This window comes from Actibacterium lipolyticum (assembly GCF_900184935.1).
Taxonomy (GTDB): domain Bacteria; phylum Pseudomonadota; class Alphaproteobacteria; order Rhodobacterales; family Rhodobacteraceae; genus Actibacterium_A; species Actibacterium_A lipolyticum.
Map to the genome: position 1 here is coordinate 1,249,973 of NZ_FXYE01000001.1, position 17,303 is coordinate 1,267,275.

Consider the following 17,303-nt stretch of genomic DNA (forward strand, 5'->3'; position numbering starts at 1 on the left):
TCCGTCAGGCTGCTTGATCGGCGCGTTGCAGCGCCGCGATGCCGGGGAGGACGCGCCCCTCCAGCCATTCCAGAAAGGCCCCACCAGCGGTGGAGACATAGGTGAAATCGCCCGCCACTCCGGCCGCGTTCAGCGCCGCCACGGTGTCGCCGCCACCGGCAACCGAAACGCACAGCTTGGCGCGGGTCAGCTCTGCCGCCGTTTCGGCAAGGGCCATGGTCGAATGATCAAAGGGCGGAATTTCGAACGCGCCCAGCGGGCCGTTCCACAGGATCGTTTGCGCGCTAGCCAGAACGCCTTGGAACTGGCGCAGGGCAGCGGTGCCCGCATCAAGGATCATCGCGTCTTTAGGGCAGCGATCCCACTGCACGATCTTCTTGCGCGCGCCTTCCTTGAACTCTTTCGCGACAACCACGTCTTCGGGCAAAAGGATTTCGCATTTGGCGGCTTTGGCCAGCAGCAGGATCTCTTTCACCGTTTCAACCTGATCGGCCTCGTGCAGGGATTTGCCCATCGGCGCGCCCTTGGCGAACAGGAAGGTGTTGGCCATCCCGCCGCCCACGATCACGGCATCCAGCTTTTGTACCAGATGTTTCAACACGGCGATTTTGCTGGAAACCTTCGCGCCGCCGACAATTGCCACCGACGGTCGCTTGGGGGCCTCTAACGCGCGGGTCAGCGCGTCCATTTCTTCGATCATCAGGGGGCCCGCGGTTGCGGGCATCAGATCGGCAATCGCAGCGGTTGAGGCGTGCGCGCGGTGTGCGCAGGAAAACGCATCGTTCACATAGATGTCGCCAAGGGCCGCGAATTGACGGGCGAGGTTGGTGTCGTTCACCTCTTCTCCGCGTTCAAAGCGCACGTTTTCGCACAACAGAACCTCGCCATCCTGCAACTGTGCAGCTGCGTTTTCGGCAACCGGCCCGGCGCAGGTTTCGTTGAAAGTCACGGGGCGACCCAGCGCTTCAGCCAGCGCTGGCTTAATCTGACGCAGGGAAAAGGCCGGGTTCAATTCGCCGGAAGGGCGGCCCAAATGGCTGAGAATGACCAGCCGCGCGCCTTGGGCCAGAAGGGGTTTCATCCCTTCGGCAAAGCGGGTGATACGGGTGGCATCGGCAACCTTGCCATCTGCCAGCGGAACATTCAGATCCGCCCGCACGACAAGCCGCTTACCAGCCACATTCATGTCAGTGATGGGTGTAATGGTCATCAGATCAGCGCCCCCATCGCGACAGCGGTGTCTGCCATCCGGTTGGAAAAGCCCCATTCGTTGTCATACCAAGACAGGATGCGGACCATGTTACCGTCCATCACCTTGGTCTGATCCGTGTGGAAGACGGATGAATGTGGATCGTGGTTGAAATCGATTGAAACGTTGGCCTCGTCCGTAAAGCCAAGCACGCCGTTCAGTGGCCCGTTGGCGGCGACGCGGATGGCCTCGTTCACCTCATCGACCGAGGTGTCGCGCGCGGCCTCAAAGACCAGATCGACGACCGAAACGTTCGGCGTCGGCACGCGGATCGCGACTCCATCCAGTTTGCCGTTCAATTCGGGCAGAACCAGACCAACGGCCTTGGCCGCACCGGTAGAGGTGGGGATCATGCTGCTGGCCGCAGCGCGGGCGCGGTACAGATCGGAATGCATCGTATCCAACGTCGGCTGATCGCCGGTATAGCTGTGGATCGTTGTCATGAACCCGCGATTTAGGCCGATGGCATCGTTCAGCACTTTGGCAACGGGTGACAGGCAGTTCGTTGTGCAGGATGCGTTGGAAACGACGGTGTCATCCGCCGTTAGCGTGTCGTGGTTCACGCCGAAAACGATCGTCTTATCCGCACCCGAAGCAGGGGCAGAAACCAACACCCGCTTGGACCCGTTTTTCAGATGCAGCGCGGCCTTGTCGCGGGCGGTAAAAATGCCGGTGCATTCCATCGCGACGTCAACGCCATCCCATGGCAGGTCTGCGGGGTTGCGTTCTGCTGTAACGGTAATCGGGCCACGGCCCACGTCGATTGTGTTGCCCGAAACTTTTACATCGCCGGGAAAGCGGCCATGCACGCTGTCGTAACGCACCAAATGCGCGTTGGTTTCGACCGGCCCCAGATCGTTGATCGCGACGACCTCGATGTCCGTGCGGCCCGATTCAATAATCCCGCGCAGCACGTTGCGCCCGATGCGCCCGAAGCCGTTGATTGCAACTTTTACAGTCATGTCCCGTCCCTTATTCGTGTCTTAAAGAAGTGCCTTGGCCGCTTTGGCCACGGCGTCGGCTGTGATGCCGAAATGCGTGTAAAGATCATTGATGGGGGCCGACGCGCCGAAGCTGCTCATCCCCACAAAGGCGCTGTTTTCACCCAAAATTTCACACCAACCTTGGCGCACGGCGGCCTCGACCCCGACGCGCGGCGCGGTGCCAAGGACCGTGGCGCGATAGTTATCGCTTTGCGCCGCAAACAGCTCAAAGCAGGGGGCAGAGATCACGGCGGCCTTGATGCCTTCGGCCGCCAATAGGCCGGCGGCGACAACGGCCAGTTCCACCTCGGACCCGGTGGCGATCAGGGTCACGTCGCGTTCGCCCGAAACCTCGCGCAGGACATAGGCACCGCGGGCGACCATATTGGCGTCAGTATGCGCGTCGCGCAGGGTTGGCAGCCCCTGACGGGACAGCGCCAAAATGCTGGGGGTCTTGTCGGCGGTCGCGGCAACCTCCCACGCTTCTGCGGTTTCGACGGCGTCGCAGGGGCGGATCACGTTCAGGTTCGGCATCGCGCGCAGGCTGGCGATATGTTCGACGGGCTGGTGGGTTGGCCCGTCTTCGCCAAGGCCGATGCTGTCATGGGTCATCACATGGGCGACGGGCACCTCCATCAGCGCGGAAAGGCGGATGGCGGGTCGGCAATAGTCGGTGAACACAAGGAACGTGCCGCCATATGGCAGGAACCCACCATGCAGCGCGATGCCGTTCATCGCAGCGGCCATGCCGTGTTCACGGATGCCATAGTGGATGTAATTCCCGCCGTAATTGTCGCGGCTTACAGGCTCCATCCCTTTGGTGCGGGTGTTGTTGGAGCCGGTCAGGTCGGCTGATCCGCCGATGGTGTTGGGCAGGGTGGCATTCACAACCTCAAGCGCCATTTCGCTGGCCTTGCGGGTGGCGACCTTGGGCGCATCAGAAGAAAGCCGGGCCTTATATCCATTGATCGCATCGCGCAGCGCCTTGGCGTCCGGCGCGGCAAGCGAGGCGTTAAATGCATCGCGGTCAGATGCAGCGGCAAGCCGACCCTCCCACGCGTTACGTGCGGCTTTGCCACGGGCGGCGACAGCGCGCCATGCGCTGTACGCTTCTTCGGGCAATTCAAACGGCGGGTGGTTCCAGCCAAGGGCGGCGCGGGTTGCGGCGATTTCTTCGTCGCCCAAAGGCGCACCATGCGTGGCCGAGGTGCCCTGTTTGTTCGGCGCGCCATAGCCGATGACGGTTTTACAGGCGATCAGGGTCGGGCGGGGGTCTTTGCGTGCCTCTTCAATCGCGTCTGCGACTTCCTGAGTGTTGTGCCCATCGACGGCCAGCACGTGCCAGCCCGATGCCGCAAAACGCGCGGCTTGATCGGTAGAGGTCGACAGCGCCGTAGAGCCATCAATCGTGATTTCATTGTCATCCCACAGCACGATCAGGCGGCCAAGGCCCCAGTGACCGGCCATGTCGATGGCCTCGTGGCTGATGCCTTCCATCAGGCAACCGTCGCCCGCGATGACATAGGTGAAGTGATCGACCAGATCGTCGCCAAACCGGGCGTTGTGCATGCGTTCGGCCAAGGCCATGCCAACCGCGGTGGTGATGCCCTGACCCAACGGGCCAGTGGTCGTTTCGATGCCGTCAGCATGGCCGTATTCCGGGTGGCCCGCAGTGCGGTATCCCATCTGGCGAAAGTTGCGGATTTGGTCCATGCCCATGTCGGCATAGCCCAGCATGTGGTTCATCGCGTAGATCAGCATCGATCCATGCCCGGCGGACAGAACGAACCGGTCCCTGTCGGGCCACTTGGGCGCGCTTGGATCGATCTGCATGAAGCGGTTGAACAAGACGGCGGCAACATCGGCCATGCCCATGGGCATGCCGGGATGGCCAGAATTGGCGGCCTGAACGGCGTCCATCGTCAAGGCGCGGATGGCGTTTGCCATGATCGCCTCGTTGGCGGTTGATACACTCATCTGGTTCATCTCGGCTCCTCCTCAGGCGCGCTTGGATTCGTGAACAAGGCGATCAATCATCGGGGTGAAAATTAGCTGCATCGCCAGATCCATCTTGCCGCCGGGAATGACGATGGAGTTGGCGCGGCTCATCCAGCTGTTTTGGATCATCGACGTCAGGTAGCTGAAATCGATCCCGCGCGGATTGGCGAAGCGGATGACCACAAGGCTTTCATCCGGGGTAGGGATCCAGCGGGCGATAAACGGGTTGGATGTATCGACGACCGGCACGCGCTGGAAATTCACATCCGTTTGGGTGAACTGTGGTGTGATGCAGTGCACATAGGCGTGCATCCGGCGCAGGATCACGTCGGTCACGGCCTCGGTCGTGTAGCCGCGCTTTTCCTTGTCGCGGTGGATTTTCTGGATCCACTCAAGGTTCACCACGGGCACCACGCCAACCTTCAGGTCCGCGTGTTTGGCCAGGTTCACCTCGTCATTCACAACGGCGCCGTGCAGCCCTTCGTAGAACAACAGGTCGCTGCCATCCTCAAAGTCGGCCCAGCCGGTAAATTCACCGGGCGGCACGCCGTAACGGGCGGATTCATCATCATCGTGAACGTAGTGGCGGGTCTTGCCAGTGCCGGTTTTGCCGTAGTCGCGGAACACACGCTCCAGCTCGCTCAGCTCGTTTGCTTCATAGCTGAAATGGCTGAAGGTGGTGTCGCCCGCCGCATATCGGCGTTCCAGTTCGGCCTTCATTTCGGCGCGGTTATAGCGGTGAAAGGCGTCCCCTTCGATCGATACCGCCTTGATCCCCTCGCGGCGGAAAATCTGATCGAACGTGTGTTTTACGGTCGATGTGCCCGCGCCGGACGAACCTGTGACAGAAATGATCGGGTGCTTTTTGCTCATTGGTTGAATGCTTTCTTAGGCGCGGAACAGGCCGCGATTGCCAAACAGGGCAGAGACTTCTTGTTCGGGCAGGTCAAAATAGGCCGCCACGCGGCTGACCTTGTCGGTCGAGCCGAAAACGAAGGGCGTGCGGGCGTGTAGTTCGGGGGCGGTTTTGCCCATGATCGGGTCGTGGCCATCGGTGGCCCCGCCACCCGCCTGTTCGATCAGGAATGCGATCGGCGCACATTCATAGACCATGCGCAGGCGGCCCATTTCGTACCCTTTGCGCCCATCGCCGGGATAAAGAAACACGCCGCCACGGGTCAGGATGCGGTGCGTTTCAGCCACCAGAGACGCCACCCAGCGCATGTTGAAATTGGCGTTGCGGGGGCCTTCTTCGCCGGCAAGGCAATCGTCGATATAGGCGCGCACGGGTTGCGGCCAGTGGCGATAGTTCGACGCGTTGATCGCAAACTCGCGCGAGGTTTCCGGCACCTTCACCGCCGAATTGACCAGCACCCAATCGCGATTGTCAGGTTCCAGCAAATATTGCTGTGTGCCTTGCCCAAAGGTGACCACCAGCATCGTCTGCGGGCCATAGATGATATAACCACCCGCCAGCTGTTCCGATGCTGGGCGCAGAACGCTTGCGTTTGCGCCGTCCTTGGCGTCAAAGATTGAAAATATCGTACCAATAGAAACGTTTACGTCGATATTGGATGACCCATCTAGCGGATCAATGGCCAGTGCGTACTGGCCTTTTGGGTTCAGCTCGATCACCTCGTCTTGTTCTTCGGAGGCGTACCAGCGCACCGACGTGTGCTTCAACTTTGCCGCAAACGCATCATCCGCCATGATGTCGAGCGCCTTTTGACCGTCGCCCCCCATGTTGGTGCCGACCTCGGCCCCAAGTGACCCGCCAAGCGGGCCGCGCTGTATGGTCCGCGCCAATTCCGCGCCCACCTCTGCCAGTGCCAGCATCAATGGCCGCAGGGCGTCAGGGATCAGCGCCGATTTTTCAATCGGTTCGACCGTTTGCATGATTTCCTCCCGAGTTGGCACCGAGGTGCGCAATACCCTTGCTATCTCAGAGGGGGAGGGATTATAGAATTTAATAAGATGGAAATCGGCTTTAGGAAAATTTAATGAGCAGGCCCGATGCCGTTACTTTCAAACAGTTACGTGCTCTTTCTGCGGTTGCAGCGTGCGGCTCGATAACGCATGCGGCGAACGAACTTGGTTTGACGCCGCCGGCTGTGCATACGCAGCTTCGCCAACTAGAAGAGAATTTCGAGGCCAAGTTGCTGCATCGGGGCGCCAGTGGTGGGGCAACGTTGACCCGTCAGGGCAAGGTCGTGCTGTCCGCGACGCAAAGTATCGACGCCACATTGCATGCCTGCGCCGACCATGTACGGGCGCTGAACCGTGGGATGGAAGGCTTGGTCGTGCTTGGCATCGTGTCCACGGGCAAATACTTCGCCCCGGGGTTGGTGGCGCAGTTACAGAAGGTTTACCCCAAAATCGAAGTTCAGATGAAAGTCGGCAACCGCGACAGCGTGGTGGCGTGGCTTCAGAATGGTTCGATCGATATGGCGGTCATGGGGCGGCCGCCGCGTGCGCCTGCGGTGGTGTCCATTCCCCTTGGGCCGCATCCGCACGTGATGATCGCGCCCCCCGATCATCCGCTTGCAGGGCTGGACCTTGTTCCCCCAGAGGAGCTGATCAAAGAAACGTTCCTTGCCCGCGAAGAAGGGTCTGGCACGCGAATCTTGATGGTGCGCCACCTTGACCGGCTGGGGCAGGGCAAAACCTATACGTCTGTGGAAATGGGGTCGAACGAAACGATCAAGCAGGCCGTCATTGCGGGGCTTGGGATCGCGTTGATTTCTAGGCACACAGTGACCGAAGAATTGCACTCTGGCCGTTTGGTAGAGTTGAAAGCAGAAGGATTGCCCATTTTGCGCCAATGGTTCCTGATCCATCGCGCCGATACTGAATTAAGCGCCGCAGGGGCACGCGTAGAAACGTTCATTTCGGAACAGCATGGTGCGTTTTTACCGTCATAGCTGTTAAAACAGCAGCATCAGCCCGCCAAGAATAAGCGGAAGCGGCAGGGAAACCGCGCTGCGCAGCAATAGAAACTGCCGTCCCATCAGAGGAAGTTCGTAAGCGAAAGCACGGTTCAGGTTCATAACAGACCAAGCGGTGATATAGGCGATCAATGGGGGCAGCCCTGCGCCAGCTTTCAAGCAGGCCGCACCGATTGCAAACGCCACAAACGGGCCACCGGGGGTTATCGCGCCAAGCGCCGTTGCCAGTATGATCCCATAAAAACCGGAACCTTCGCCAAAATATTGCTCGATCTGATCAACTGGTAACAGTTCCGCCATAAATCCCGCGCCAACAAGGCCAACGAAAACGCGCGGGATCATGAAGGCCATCGTGGTTCGCGTGCGGGCAAAAACGTCTGGCAATTCGCCCTTAGCTTGGCGCGTCATTCGGCGCAACGTGATCAGGGCAAGCCCCCACAGCAGCAAAGTACCGATCAATATGTTCATTGCGCGCCTCGGTTCATAAAGCGCCGGACGGCCCAACCCATGATGATTGGCGCAGGAAGGGACAGCGCCACGCGAAGCGCGACAACTTCTGGCGGTAGGAAGCTAAGCTCCCAAATCAATGTACGGTTCAGCCCGATCAAGACCCATCCAGATACCAAGGCGACGCCAGCACCCAAATCTGCACCGGCTGTCATCAAGCCTATCGTCAGAGGGAAAGTGACACTTGGCCCACCGGGGATGATAACCCCGGCAAGGGTCGCAATCGCCAAACCGCGAAGCCCACTGTCAGGACCAATCAGCGCCTGAATGCGTTCGCGCGAAATCAAAAAGGGCAGGGACGAAGCGATAAAGACGCCCGCAAGTATTTTGGGGGTAAGTGCTATGGTGAACCACGTTTCATGGGCGAAAATTTCCCAAAAACGCGCGCTGCCTTTTTGTATCCAAACAGCCACGCCGGCGATGACGGCAATCAGCGTGATGAAAATTAGGCTTCCATCAATCAATTTCCGCGGAGTGCTTGAGCCGGGCGGCGGGCTTTCAGTTTGCATGGAAAATATGTGTCACGCCCCACGCGGGGACGCAATTGGCCTTGGTTCAATTTGGGGGATCGTATGAAAGTTTGCGTGCCGCGTTCAAAAGCGCTTCTAGCACAGGGGTATAGGGTTCACGATGAGGGGCGACGAGGCCGACCAGATGCTTTGCCTCTGGCTGCTTGATCGGAACCGCCGAAAGTTCGCCGGATCGCATGAAAAACTCGGCTGATTTCAGCGGCAGGATGGTCGCCCAATTGTCGGTCAAAACATGTGACGTCAGTGTGATGACGGAATTGGACTCTAGGCGCGGTTCAACCTCTGCGCCGTTTTGCGCAAGGTGTTCATTGACGATCCGGCGATTTTGCATGTCTGGGGTCAGCAGGCAAAGCGGCAGCTTGGCAACCTCGGACCATGTAACAAAAGGCTGTTCGCACAGATGCGTTCCAGCGCGTGCGACAAGGTAATACTGTTCAGAATAAAGGGGAACGGTCGTTAAGCGGCCCAGCGGTTCGTTATCAAGATAGGTGATCCCTGCGTCAATCTCGAGGTTCTCAATCAAGTGCAAGATGTCGGCCGATGTGCGCGAAAGCACGGTAAAACGCAGGTTCGGATGTCGTGACGAAAGCGGGGTGGTCAGATCGGATACCATCGAAAGGGCGGTGGGGATCACGGCAAGGCGAAGCTTGCCGGACAGGCCTTGTTTCACGGCGCGCATTTCTTCGCGCATGGTGCGGGTATCGCCCACAATACGCCGCGCCCATTCCAGCACGCGCGCCCCTTCCGGGGTCAGCCCGCGAAAGCGGGAACCGCGCCAGACAAGCATCACGCCAAGCTGTTCTTCAAGCTGTTTGATCGCGGCTGAAAGGGTCGGCTGTGTCACGCCGCATTCTTCGGCGGCCCGGCCAAAATGCTCTGCCTTGGCGAGCGCGATGAACATTTCCAGCTTGTCGATCATGTTTTGGATACTTGCACTGAACCTTGACCAAGGGAAAGAGCATTGCGCCTGCTTTTGTTTCTTGAGGGACCTTGGGAAATGTTGCGCGTGGGAGACCCGTTTCCTTGCGGTCGGACTGTGCTAAACCCAAGCGCAATCGAATCCCGACACCTCGTCGAGGAACAGGACGTCAGAAATCGTGCCCCGCGCACAGTGAACTTGGTCTGGAGGCAAACCCTTGGAACCTAGCGCTAAACAATCCGCGAAGTTGAGCGTTGCGCCCATGATGGATGGTGCAGAGGGAGCCTAAGGGGCTTTGTTTTATTGGCAAAAACGCTGGCAGATGGAATTTGTTGCACTGAATGTTGCACCTTAATTCACGTCACCAACTTCGAATGCATGCAGGCAATAACATAGTGCGCTCTGGACAAACACCTCCTTTGCTCCATTGGCCGACGAGTTTGGGCGGGAAGCGGACTTTCCCTGCCTATGACATCGACGGCTGAAGTGAGCAGCAACTCGACATTCGAGCTGGCGATTGGGACGTCTATTGAGCGCAGGAAGCGGCATCTGTATTGCGGTGTTTCAAATTGCGGATTTGCGGGCCCGAAGGCTTTAGAAGGCCCCAAAATGTCTCCCCGCTTGGTTATTGAGACGGCGGTGGGGATGGCGTTGAGGGTTTCTTAGTTGGTTTGGCGGGTTTGCTTTTCGTTGCAGCTGCCACAATTAACTGCATTCGGACTATTGAAAGGATTGCAGCCAGAACGAGCATCACGCCATAATACGTGAAGAAAAGCCCTATTGCAGAAAAAGAAAACGCCAACCAGTCAATCGCACAAACAAATATCTTTGGCGAATAACCCTTGGAGCAAATCCAGTCTGCGGCGGTGATGACTGCCGTGTTTAGGTCAACGAGTTTCGACGAAATTGCGATGATCATCGCAGAAACTTGAATAAATACTGCATGACCAATTGACGCGGCAATCTCCGCTATAGGCGAGCGACCCTGATCGTCTGCGGCCACAAGCTTTCGCAACATTTCCGGATCCAAAATAGCAAAAATAATGGCGAAAGCTGCAATAGTGAATCCCGTGAGCGAAGGCATTACGCTCACAGCTTTGTCCGTCCACTCGTAGCTTGCAATGGATTGGTAGGATAGCACTGCCAAAAGGACCGAAACCCAGAAATAGCTGGACTTCACAATGGCCTTCATGCCGCCATAGTGGACATATAGCTTCCTGAGATTTTCAAACAACTTCAGCTACCTCATGTTGAAGCGCGGCGCTGCTTGATTGATTCTATCATCCTGCCCGCCAGCTTCCTAAACATCGTGCGCGTATCGACTTCTTCCTTGTTATAGGTATCGACAATTTTCTCAGGCTTTTCTTTAGTAGTATGAGGTACTTGTACCCCGTTAACGATACTCTTCCCAGAGACCTCCCCGTTCTCCGCACCAACGATGGCGAGCTTCTTCGTGCGCTCGTTCGGCTTGAGGCCGTCGGTGTCCTTGGAGCGTGTCACCTCTTCATATTCTTCGCCGTTTTGTTCGCGCAAGCGCTCCTCAATTCGCGCAGCAAAATCTCCGGACAAATCGTCCGGGTTCGGGCGGCGGATCACGATCCTGAGTTCTTTGAGGTTTGGGAGGTTGATGATCCTCTCGACTTCACCGTAGCTCTTAACTACATCAGCTTCTACCCAACCAAACTCTTCGATGATTGCGTCGTCCGAAAGCGCCTCCTTAAAGTAGCGCTCCACAGAGCGCGCGCTAAGCCCCTTGGACTCCGAATAGGATTCAAAGGAGAGAACATGGCTTTCGTCGTCGAGCTCAAAGTAAAAAGCAGAGAAGTTTGGGCGCAATGTTTCTGGAATAGAAACCTCGTCAACCTTCTCCGGATCTGCTGGCCCGAAATCTTCGATGTCAAACCAATCTCCGTCAATATCAATTTCGGAATACTTTGAAAAAACGCCTAAGCCAGATTTCGCATTGTATTGGGTAATGGCCACAAAGCTATCGCCGTAAACCTTTACTGCAACTCGTTTGTCGAAAATTCTCTTAATCAGGTCTGAGTAATTTCGCGGTTTGTCTGCTGGTATCCGAAGGTTGATCGCTGAAACTTCAATTTTTGAAGGGCGTGGCATCTTGGAGCCTCTTATCAAATGCAACTTATGCCCGATACGTATGCACAAAACGGGGGGAAAGGCTACAGCGACTCGACGCAAAACGGCCTATGAGCCATCGGGCTCATGCCCGCGACCTACTGGCTTCCATGCTGAGGTGATACCTGCGTCCGCGCGGCAACATACAGTTGCCATAGCAGGCTAAGTTGTCGTCTGGCGTCAACCGCGTTGGGATGGAAGTGCCCAGCTGTAGCGCCAGGTTTGAAGGTCAGTTCCGGGCCATTACCTGCCTCGCCACCGTTGAATTGTTCTCACAAGGTCAGGACCTGCGCTCCACCCCCAAGCGGCTCCTATGGCCGTGAAGACCAGAACACCTGCAACCGCGCCGAAGATCCCTCCTACAATGCCGGTGCCACCGCCAATCATGAATCCCACCGCGGCCCCGGTAAGGCTCCCAAATATCCTTGATTTCATCTAACCCTCGAACTTTTTGTTTCAGCTGTCGCAAAGGCCGCTATCGGGAAAATCACGCGTCAAAATGATGGCACTACATTGTTCATGCCACCGCACTACTTGTGCCGGCTCCACCTCTGCATCTGCTCTATCGCTTGATTGCGACGGCCCTCAATCATTTCATTGATCCAGGAGACGGGAAAGCCCTCGCGTTTTAAGCGCTCTGGGCTTGCGCCGAGAGTGTCGATCTTGCCGGCTCTCAGTCGCTTGTAAAGGTTTTCAGGTGTGGTCTGGTAAAAGTCTTGCGCGACAGCCGAGAACGGGAGGTTCGGCTGGGCTCCATAGGCTGCGAGCAGTATCATAGAAGTTGACATGCTATCAGCCTCACTTGGACGCAGCGCCGCGGCGCTGGTCTATGTATGAGGCAAGATCGAGGATATGCACGCCCCTTGGGCTTTTCTGGCTGTCTTCCATCGACATAAGTGGCAGTTGTATTTCACCGCTGCGGATTTTTTCGTGAAACTTGGCCTTGGTAAGGTCGAACCAGTCCCGTGCGACCTGCTCGGACGGGATCATCACGCGTGCGTTGTACATGCTCATCAACATAAATGCGGTGTTCATTGGGGTCTCCGTGTCTGAAACGGCGCAATCGTCATGGCGCCTGCAGGGGAGGTGCGTTTGAACATCTCTGGGCGGAGGAGTTTTTGATCAGGGTTTAATATCCCTTGAGGTTCGCGGTGCAGTGGCCCTGAACAGGTTTTCTGAACAGGGCCGCGACACTTCACATGGTGCGTACCGCACGAGAGAGATCATGCAAGCGAGCAGCATACCAGCGAAGGCCTACGTCGACATTCAGGCGACGGCCTGCGTCGACCGGTAAGGCAGTGATGATTTCACCCTGAAGCGAAAGTAGGGTATCGACCGCCTCATCCAGCGCAAGAGCGAGCTCCATGGATGCTTCGCCTGGTTTCAGATGTACTTCGAGCGCCTGACGGAATGCAGTCCCGGAAATCATTGGAAAGCGGCGGAGGAGGTCATCGAGACCAGCCCCGTGGCGGTCCATGAAGCTCCTAACAAGACGTTGCCCAGTGGCGCGCGGTACGCCGGTTGCGCGATCGATAACGATGGTTTGTTGTTTTCCCATTCCGGGTCTCCTTGGCAACCGCTGGGCAACACCATGCTGCCCGGAACATTCGGTGCCATATTTCAAGGCCCATCGGCAGGAGGACCGATGGGTGCGCTGGAGCAAGAAAAAGGCCAGTGCGTCTACATTGCAGAGAGGTTGTTCCGGTCCGTCTGAGCTGTCTGCCATGTAGTTCTTTTTGAACCCGTGCTGCTTTCGAAGCGGGTCTCGCAACAAAGACCTGCTTCGAAAACAGCACTGGGTCGTCAGGGAGAAGTTTCGAGTCTTGCGACGATCTCCCTATCGATCTTGCTGTGTAGCCCGGCGTTTTCGGGGCACGCCTCACAAGGAAGGCGAGGATCGAAAGCGGCGGCCCGTCGCCTCTACTTGCGAGGGATTCTGACCGTGTTCGTTCGTTCCTGCATCGCCATGGGAGAGGTCCTGGAGAGGGGCACCCTTTCCAGGCCGCGCGGGGCGCGAGCAGGATGGGGTATCGGGGAAGGAGTGCGGAACGACCTTGCCTGACCCGTCGGAGACGCCAGGGGGTGCAGGGGGAGTGGCGAACGATGACCCTGCCGCTCTCCGCGCAGGAGGCCCCGCGGCAGCGGCCCTCGGAGAGCCGACGGTGTATGGAGCCAGCGTAGCGCGCAATACACATAGTCGGTCCCTATATGTACCGAGGACGCTTCGCGCCCATCGTACTTCCGTTTCGGGACGCCCGACCGTGTCACTAATTCCGCTCCACCCAACCAACAAAAACAAGGAGGTGGAGCAGCATGCAAGGCTATCAATTCGCACACATGGAAGTCTGGTCGAACAAGGGCAGAACCGGCGCGGGCGGGGACGATGCCATGTATCGCAAGAACGGTCAGAGGGCCTGGACGGCGCAGCAGATATTCGACGAGCTCGAGCGTCTTCCCGGGGCTTCCGAACATGTCATCAATGAACGTCCCGGGCCTCAGATCCTCCCCGGCGTCGCTGCGACTTTCCAAGAGATGAGGGACCAGCACGAGGCTGCGTCATCAATACAGGAGGCGTATGGGAAGAAAGGCTTGCGGCGCAAACTCCGGTCCGACGCGTCGTCGCTCTATGTCAGCGTTTTTTCTTTGCCAGTCCGGACAGAAGATGCCCTCGCAGATGAAGCGGTCAAGGCGGAGTGCATGGACGTCCTCGAACAAGCCCTCCAATTCGAAACCGATAGAATTTCTGAAGCCGGCGGGCGGGTGTTAGGTGGTGTCCTCCACTTGGATGAGGAACACCTTCACCTCCATATCGTGGCCGTTGATCCGGTTCGGGGGCGCGTCGACAATCTCCACCCGGGACGAGTGGCGAAGAAAGCTGTGAATGACGGTCCTTTGCCCAAGGGAGAGGTTCGTACAAAATTGGCGAGCCGAGCTTACAGGGATGCCATGGTAAAATGGCAGGACGACGTTCACCGCGAAGTGTTCGGACCCGCCGGGCTTCTCAGGCTCGGTCCTGGACGAAGCAGGTACAGCCGAGCGGAGTACCAGAGGGTGAAAACGGCTCAGGAAGAACTGGCGAGCTACGAAGCGCGTGAAGGTGGCTACGCGGCTTGGGACAGCGCGCAAGAGCAACGGCAGGAGATCCTTGACGCGCGGGAGATGGAGTTGGACCGGAGGGTTGCCGACACCGAAGCCCGTGAGGCGGCGGCAAGGGCAACAGTCGCTGCGGCGGAGAAGAGCAAAGCTGAAGCTGATGCGCTGTGCCACGCAATGCATGTTGGAAGTAACGCGATTGCAACCCGCGCGCTCGACTACCGCGTGCCTACAGCGGAACACGAAGAAGGGCTGGAATTCGGACCGGCCGCCCCGAAGTCAAAGAAGGAGCGTCGAACCCTGATGGACATCGTTCGGCCCGCATATGGCATTCTCACAGGGCTGGCGAAGAAAGTCTTCAATTTGCGGAAGCGGCAACACGTCGTCCAACGGCAGGCGGCTGAAAACTTGCAGGCCGCGGCCGATATTGCGAAGGCCTATATCGAGCAAGATCGCAAGCCACCTGAAGCTATGAACAATATCATCGATGGTGAGCCATTGCCGCTGGGTCGCGAGGCATTTCCCGATGCGCTCTTCATTCAGAAGGGCACAGACGCCGAGGCTCTTCAGAAGCAGATCGACGAGCTCCCAAATTTGACGCTGCGGAAAATGTGGGTGGCGACATGGCAGTCACAGCACCTATGTGATGAACGGCCGGACTTGGCGGCAGAACTTGGTCGAGGCGTAGATGTCCTTGAGTTCGCCGCCACCCTGAGAGGGTTTGATCTCGAGGTCGGCAAACATGAACCCAAAAACGCGAAAGACCCGCATAGGGCTCGACTCCATGTTGACACAGAGCGGGAGCCGATGCGGGTCTTCAGGATTGAACGTCAGCGGGTGCTGGTCCGGGCATAATGATGGTTCGCCGGTTTGCTGTCACTTGGCGGCTACAGGCGGTTGTCTCTCTTTGCTCTGAGCTGGGGAGGGGAACATGTCAGGCTGCTCTTCCTTGTTGATAGGTGCCTTGTTCATCTTCGCTCGCTTGATTTCCGTGGGCGACGCTTTGGTTCGCTGAACAACATCACTATGGCGTTCGGCCAGACGGCCCTTGAGTTCTGCGACTTGCAGTTGTGTTTCTTGGAGCTTCTCCGAGAGTTCCGCATTCTTGGCCTCTGCAACCTCGGCTCGCTTTTCAGCTTGGTCGCGCTCGGCCTCCACGATTTCCACGGCTTCTTCCTGTTCGACGACCTCAGCTTTCAGCTTGTCGATTTCGACAGCATGGCCTCGTCGTTCGGCTGCTGCGGTCTCGTCAGCGCGCGCCCATGCCAGGGTCCATAGCTCTGTGACTGCGTCCAAGACGTCTTCGGGCATGTCGGGTGTAGCCCGTTCGACCCTGGCCTTTTCCTCCAGTTCGGCTTTGAGCTTCTTCACGACTGGGCTGACGTCCCTGAAAGAACCGCCGGTGAGCGCGCGAACCTTCGCGTTTGTTATGTCTTCGCCCTTTTCCTCGAGCTTTTTGATGGCCTCGCGTACACGCGTTTCCATGGACTTGTTGGACTTCTGGGCCATGTTGGGCTCCCATTTCTGGTATTGGTAAGCACCGGTATTACCGTTACCAAGCGCTACCACCCCGACGGGGCGGTACTCAGAAGATGGTTCTTTTCAAGTAGGGACAAAAACGCAGGATGAAAAAAGGCGACCCCTTCGAGGGCCGCCTTCAAAAGTGCCGCAAGGAAGCCAGCAGTCTCTTCGAGCGTGTCAGGTTTTCGGAAGATTGCGGCGCAGGTTTTTCTCTACGCTGCCAGGCGCTTCCCCAGGAATCGCATAGTCGGGAAAGTGGCGGTTGCGGATCTCGCGGAGCTCTTCGGAATTCAGTTTGAAAACGCGCGCGTCGGTGCCCCATTGTCGCAACTTGTCCGGGTACCATGTCGTTCCGTGATGTCTGAGCCGAATGCGAAGCTGCTGTTTGCGGTCCGCCCGGTATATCCATTCCAAGCCGACAAAAAAGGTCGTATCGACCATTTTCGAGACCTGTTGCAGGCTCGTGAAAAGCCCTCTGCGATGGGTGCTCCATGGCTTCGATAGAGGTATAACGTACTCAGGTAGCGGATGGTTTCGAAGGTTCTTCGCGCCGCAATACAAGCTTAAAGTCAGATGACTGCGGCAGGCTGCGACATCCCTGAGGTCGAGCAGGGCAAAGCTTTCTTCGAAGAACCTTCGAGCCATCCAGTTGTGCACATGGGAGCTAAACTGCCAATAGATGGTCTTGTGGTCTTCGCTTAACCTTAGGTCATCAAACAGCCAAGTCTGCGACACCTGTTCGACCATGGTGACGAGAGACTTGGCAGTGTTAGCGCTTTTGGGTCCGACGAGATCTCGAAGGGCCTTGCACGGTGCCCATGTCCGGGCTTGTTCTGGGTTCTTCACGTAGGTGTCGTATCGGCTCCAGAGGTCGTTGAAGTCTTGCCATGCGAACAAGGCTATGAGCAGCCGGGTCGTTGATATCCGCAATTCTGTGTCAAGTATGGCCTTCAGGAGGTTATAGGGGATGCTTACTTGGTTGTTGTGTTTTCTCATGGATTCCTCTTTCAAACATCGTGTCAGAAAGAGGTGGGACCCTGCTGGTGCGCCCGGAAACGTCGCCCGCATTTTTGAGGAGGCAAACAGCCTGTTTTTCTGAACGTCCCGTCAAAAATGTAATCTGCCCGAACTCTTGGCTGATGAGCCCGTAAAAGAGTCCGCCTTGCCAAGAGAAAATATTGGAAATTCGTGGCAAGTGGATGATCTTATTTCTTTATTTCCAGGCAGGCATTTAAGCAATATTAGGCAATTAAGCACTGAACCATGGTGAACCATGACGGTGTTCTTGATTTCAAGGCGATGCCCCCACCGAGTCCGTGCGCCGTGAGGCTTGGAGGTTCCTGGGCAGTGGATCTCGGAATTTTGCCGTTTCGGTGAAACCGGTACCTGGGCTCACGACATCCTGGAAGCCGTCCTTCCATT

At 57.4% G+C, this 17,303-nt stretch carries 17 protein-coding genes; 2 read left to right on the forward strand and 15 right to left on the reverse strand.

Going from position 1 to position 17,303, the window contains the following annotated elements; translation table 11 throughout:
* Positions 1-4: 4 nt before the first annotated feature.
* Genes COL8621_RS06265 through COL8621_RS06285 form a run of 5 tightly spaced genes read right to left on the reverse strand, consistent with a single transcriptional unit; the run spans position 5 to position 6,126 of the window.
* On the reverse strand, positions 5-1,210 hold the full coding sequence (locus tag COL8621_RS06265) for a phosphoglycerate kinase (protein WP_093966410.1): 1,206 nt from the start codon (positions 1,208-1,210) through the stop codon (positions 5-7).
* Positions 1,210-2,211 carry a type I glyceraldehyde-3-phosphate dehydrogenase gene (gap, locus tag COL8621_RS06270; RefSeq protein ID WP_093966411.1) on the reverse strand — a complete coding sequence of 334 codons (1,002 nt, stop codon included), beginning with the start codon at positions 2,209-2,211 and terminating at the stop codon, positions 1,210-1,212. Before gap ends, COL8621_RS06265 begins: the two co-directional genes overlap by 1 nt.
* 21 nt (positions 2,212-2,232) lie before the next feature.
* Positions 2,233-4,218 (reverse strand): transketolase, encoded by a 1,986-nt coding sequence (gene tkt / locus COL8621_RS06275; RefSeq protein WP_093966412.1) that lies wholly within the window; start codon positions 4,216-4,218, stop codon positions 2,233-2,235.
* A 12-nt stretch (positions 4,219-4,230) separates the two neighbouring features.
* A complete protein-coding gene (locus COL8621_RS06280) occupies positions 4,231-5,103 on the reverse strand; it encodes a phosphoribulokinase (RefSeq protein ID WP_093966413.1) in 873 nt (290 codons plus the stop codon).
* A 15-nt stretch (positions 5,104-5,118) separates the two neighbouring features.
* Positions 5,119-6,126: a class 1 fructose-bisphosphatase gene (locus COL8621_RS06285; RefSeq protein ID WP_093966414.1), complete on the reverse strand. Its 1,008-nt coding sequence runs from the start codon at positions 6,124-6,126 to the stop codon at positions 5,119-5,121.
* A gap of 104 nt (positions 6,127-6,230) precedes the next feature.
* On the opposite strand from COL8621_RS06285, the gene cbbR reads away from it, so the two are divergent.
* The gene (gene cbbR, locus COL8621_RS06290; RefSeq protein WP_093966415.1) at positions 6,231-7,151 is read left to right on the forward strand and encodes a LysR family regulator CbbR; all 921 of its coding nucleotides are present in this window, start codon (positions 6,231-6,233) and stop codon (positions 7,149-7,151) included.
* Between the two features lie 3 nt (positions 7,152-7,154).
* Here cbbR and COL8621_RS06295 read toward each other — a convergent pair whose 3' ends face one another.
* From COL8621_RS06295 to COL8621_RS06335, 8 genes are all read right to left on the reverse strand, one after another.
* Positions 7,155-7,643 (reverse strand): hypothetical protein, encoded by a 489-nt coding sequence (locus COL8621_RS06295; RefSeq protein WP_093966416.1) that lies wholly within the window; start codon positions 7,641-7,643, stop codon positions 7,155-7,157.
* A complete protein-coding gene (locus COL8621_RS06300; protein ID WP_093966417.1) occupies positions 7,640-8,191 on the reverse strand; it encodes a permease in 552 nt (183 codons plus the stop codon). The genes COL8621_RS06295 and COL8621_RS06300 overlap by 4 nt, the downstream gene beginning before the upstream one ends.
* 46 nt (positions 8,192-8,237) lie before the next feature.
* Positions 8,238-9,131 (reverse strand): LysR family transcriptional regulator, encoded by an 894-nt coding sequence (locus COL8621_RS06305; RefSeq protein WP_093966418.1) that lies wholly within the window; start codon positions 9,129-9,131, stop codon positions 8,238-8,240.
* Between the two features lie 625 nt (positions 9,132-9,756).
* On the reverse strand, positions 9,757-10,365 hold the full coding sequence (locus COL8621_RS06310; RefSeq protein WP_141137845.1) for a hypothetical protein: 609 nt from the start codon (positions 10,363-10,365) through the stop codon (positions 9,757-9,759).
* Positions 10,366-10,376: 11 nt separating this feature from the next.
* The gene (locus COL8621_RS06315) at positions 10,377-11,249 is read right to left on the reverse strand and encodes a DUF4747 family protein (protein WP_093966420.1); all 873 of its coding nucleotides are present in this window, start codon (positions 11,247-11,249) and stop codon (positions 10,377-10,379) included.
* 548 nt (positions 11,250-11,797) lie between these two features.
* Positions 11,798-12,055 (reverse strand): ATP-dependent DNA helicase RecQ, encoded by a 258-nt coding sequence (locus tag COL8621_RS06325; protein WP_141137846.1) that lies wholly within the window; start codon positions 12,053-12,055, stop codon positions 11,798-11,800.
* Between the two features lie 10 nt (positions 12,056-12,065).
* Positions 12,066-12,302, reverse strand: coding sequence for a pyocin activator PrtN family protein (locus COL8621_RS06330; RefSeq protein ID WP_093966423.1), 237 nt, complete (start codon positions 12,300-12,302; stop codon positions 12,066-12,068).
* A 160-nt stretch (positions 12,303-12,462) separates the two neighbouring features.
* Positions 12,463-12,825, reverse strand: coding sequence for a hypothetical protein (locus COL8621_RS06335; RefSeq protein WP_093966424.1), 363 nt, complete (start codon positions 12,823-12,825; stop codon positions 12,463-12,465).
* A gap of 755 nt (positions 12,826-13,580) precedes the next feature.
* Between COL8621_RS06335 and COL8621_RS06340 the strand changes: the two genes are divergently transcribed.
* Positions 13,581-15,215, forward strand: a complete 1,635-nt coding sequence (locus COL8621_RS06340; protein ID WP_141137847.1) for a plasmid recombination protein — start codon at positions 13,581-13,583, stop codon at positions 15,213-15,215.
* A 21-nt stretch (positions 15,216-15,236) separates the two neighbouring features.
* On the opposite strand, the gene COL8621_RS06345 is transcribed toward COL8621_RS06340, so the two are convergent.
* Together COL8621_RS06345 and COL8621_RS06350 are read right to left on the reverse strand one after the other, a co-directional pair.
* Complete coding sequence (locus COL8621_RS06345; RefSeq protein ID WP_093966426.1) at positions 15,237-15,869, reverse strand: DNA-binding protein; 633 nt, start codon at positions 15,867-15,869, stop codon at positions 15,237-15,239.
* Between the two features lie 189 nt (positions 15,870-16,058).
* The gene (locus COL8621_RS06350; RefSeq protein WP_093966427.1) at positions 16,059-16,877 is read right to left on the reverse strand and encodes a hypothetical protein; all 819 of its coding nucleotides are present in this window, start codon (positions 16,875-16,877) and stop codon (positions 16,059-16,061) included.
* Positions 16,878-17,303: the final 426 nt, after the last annotated feature.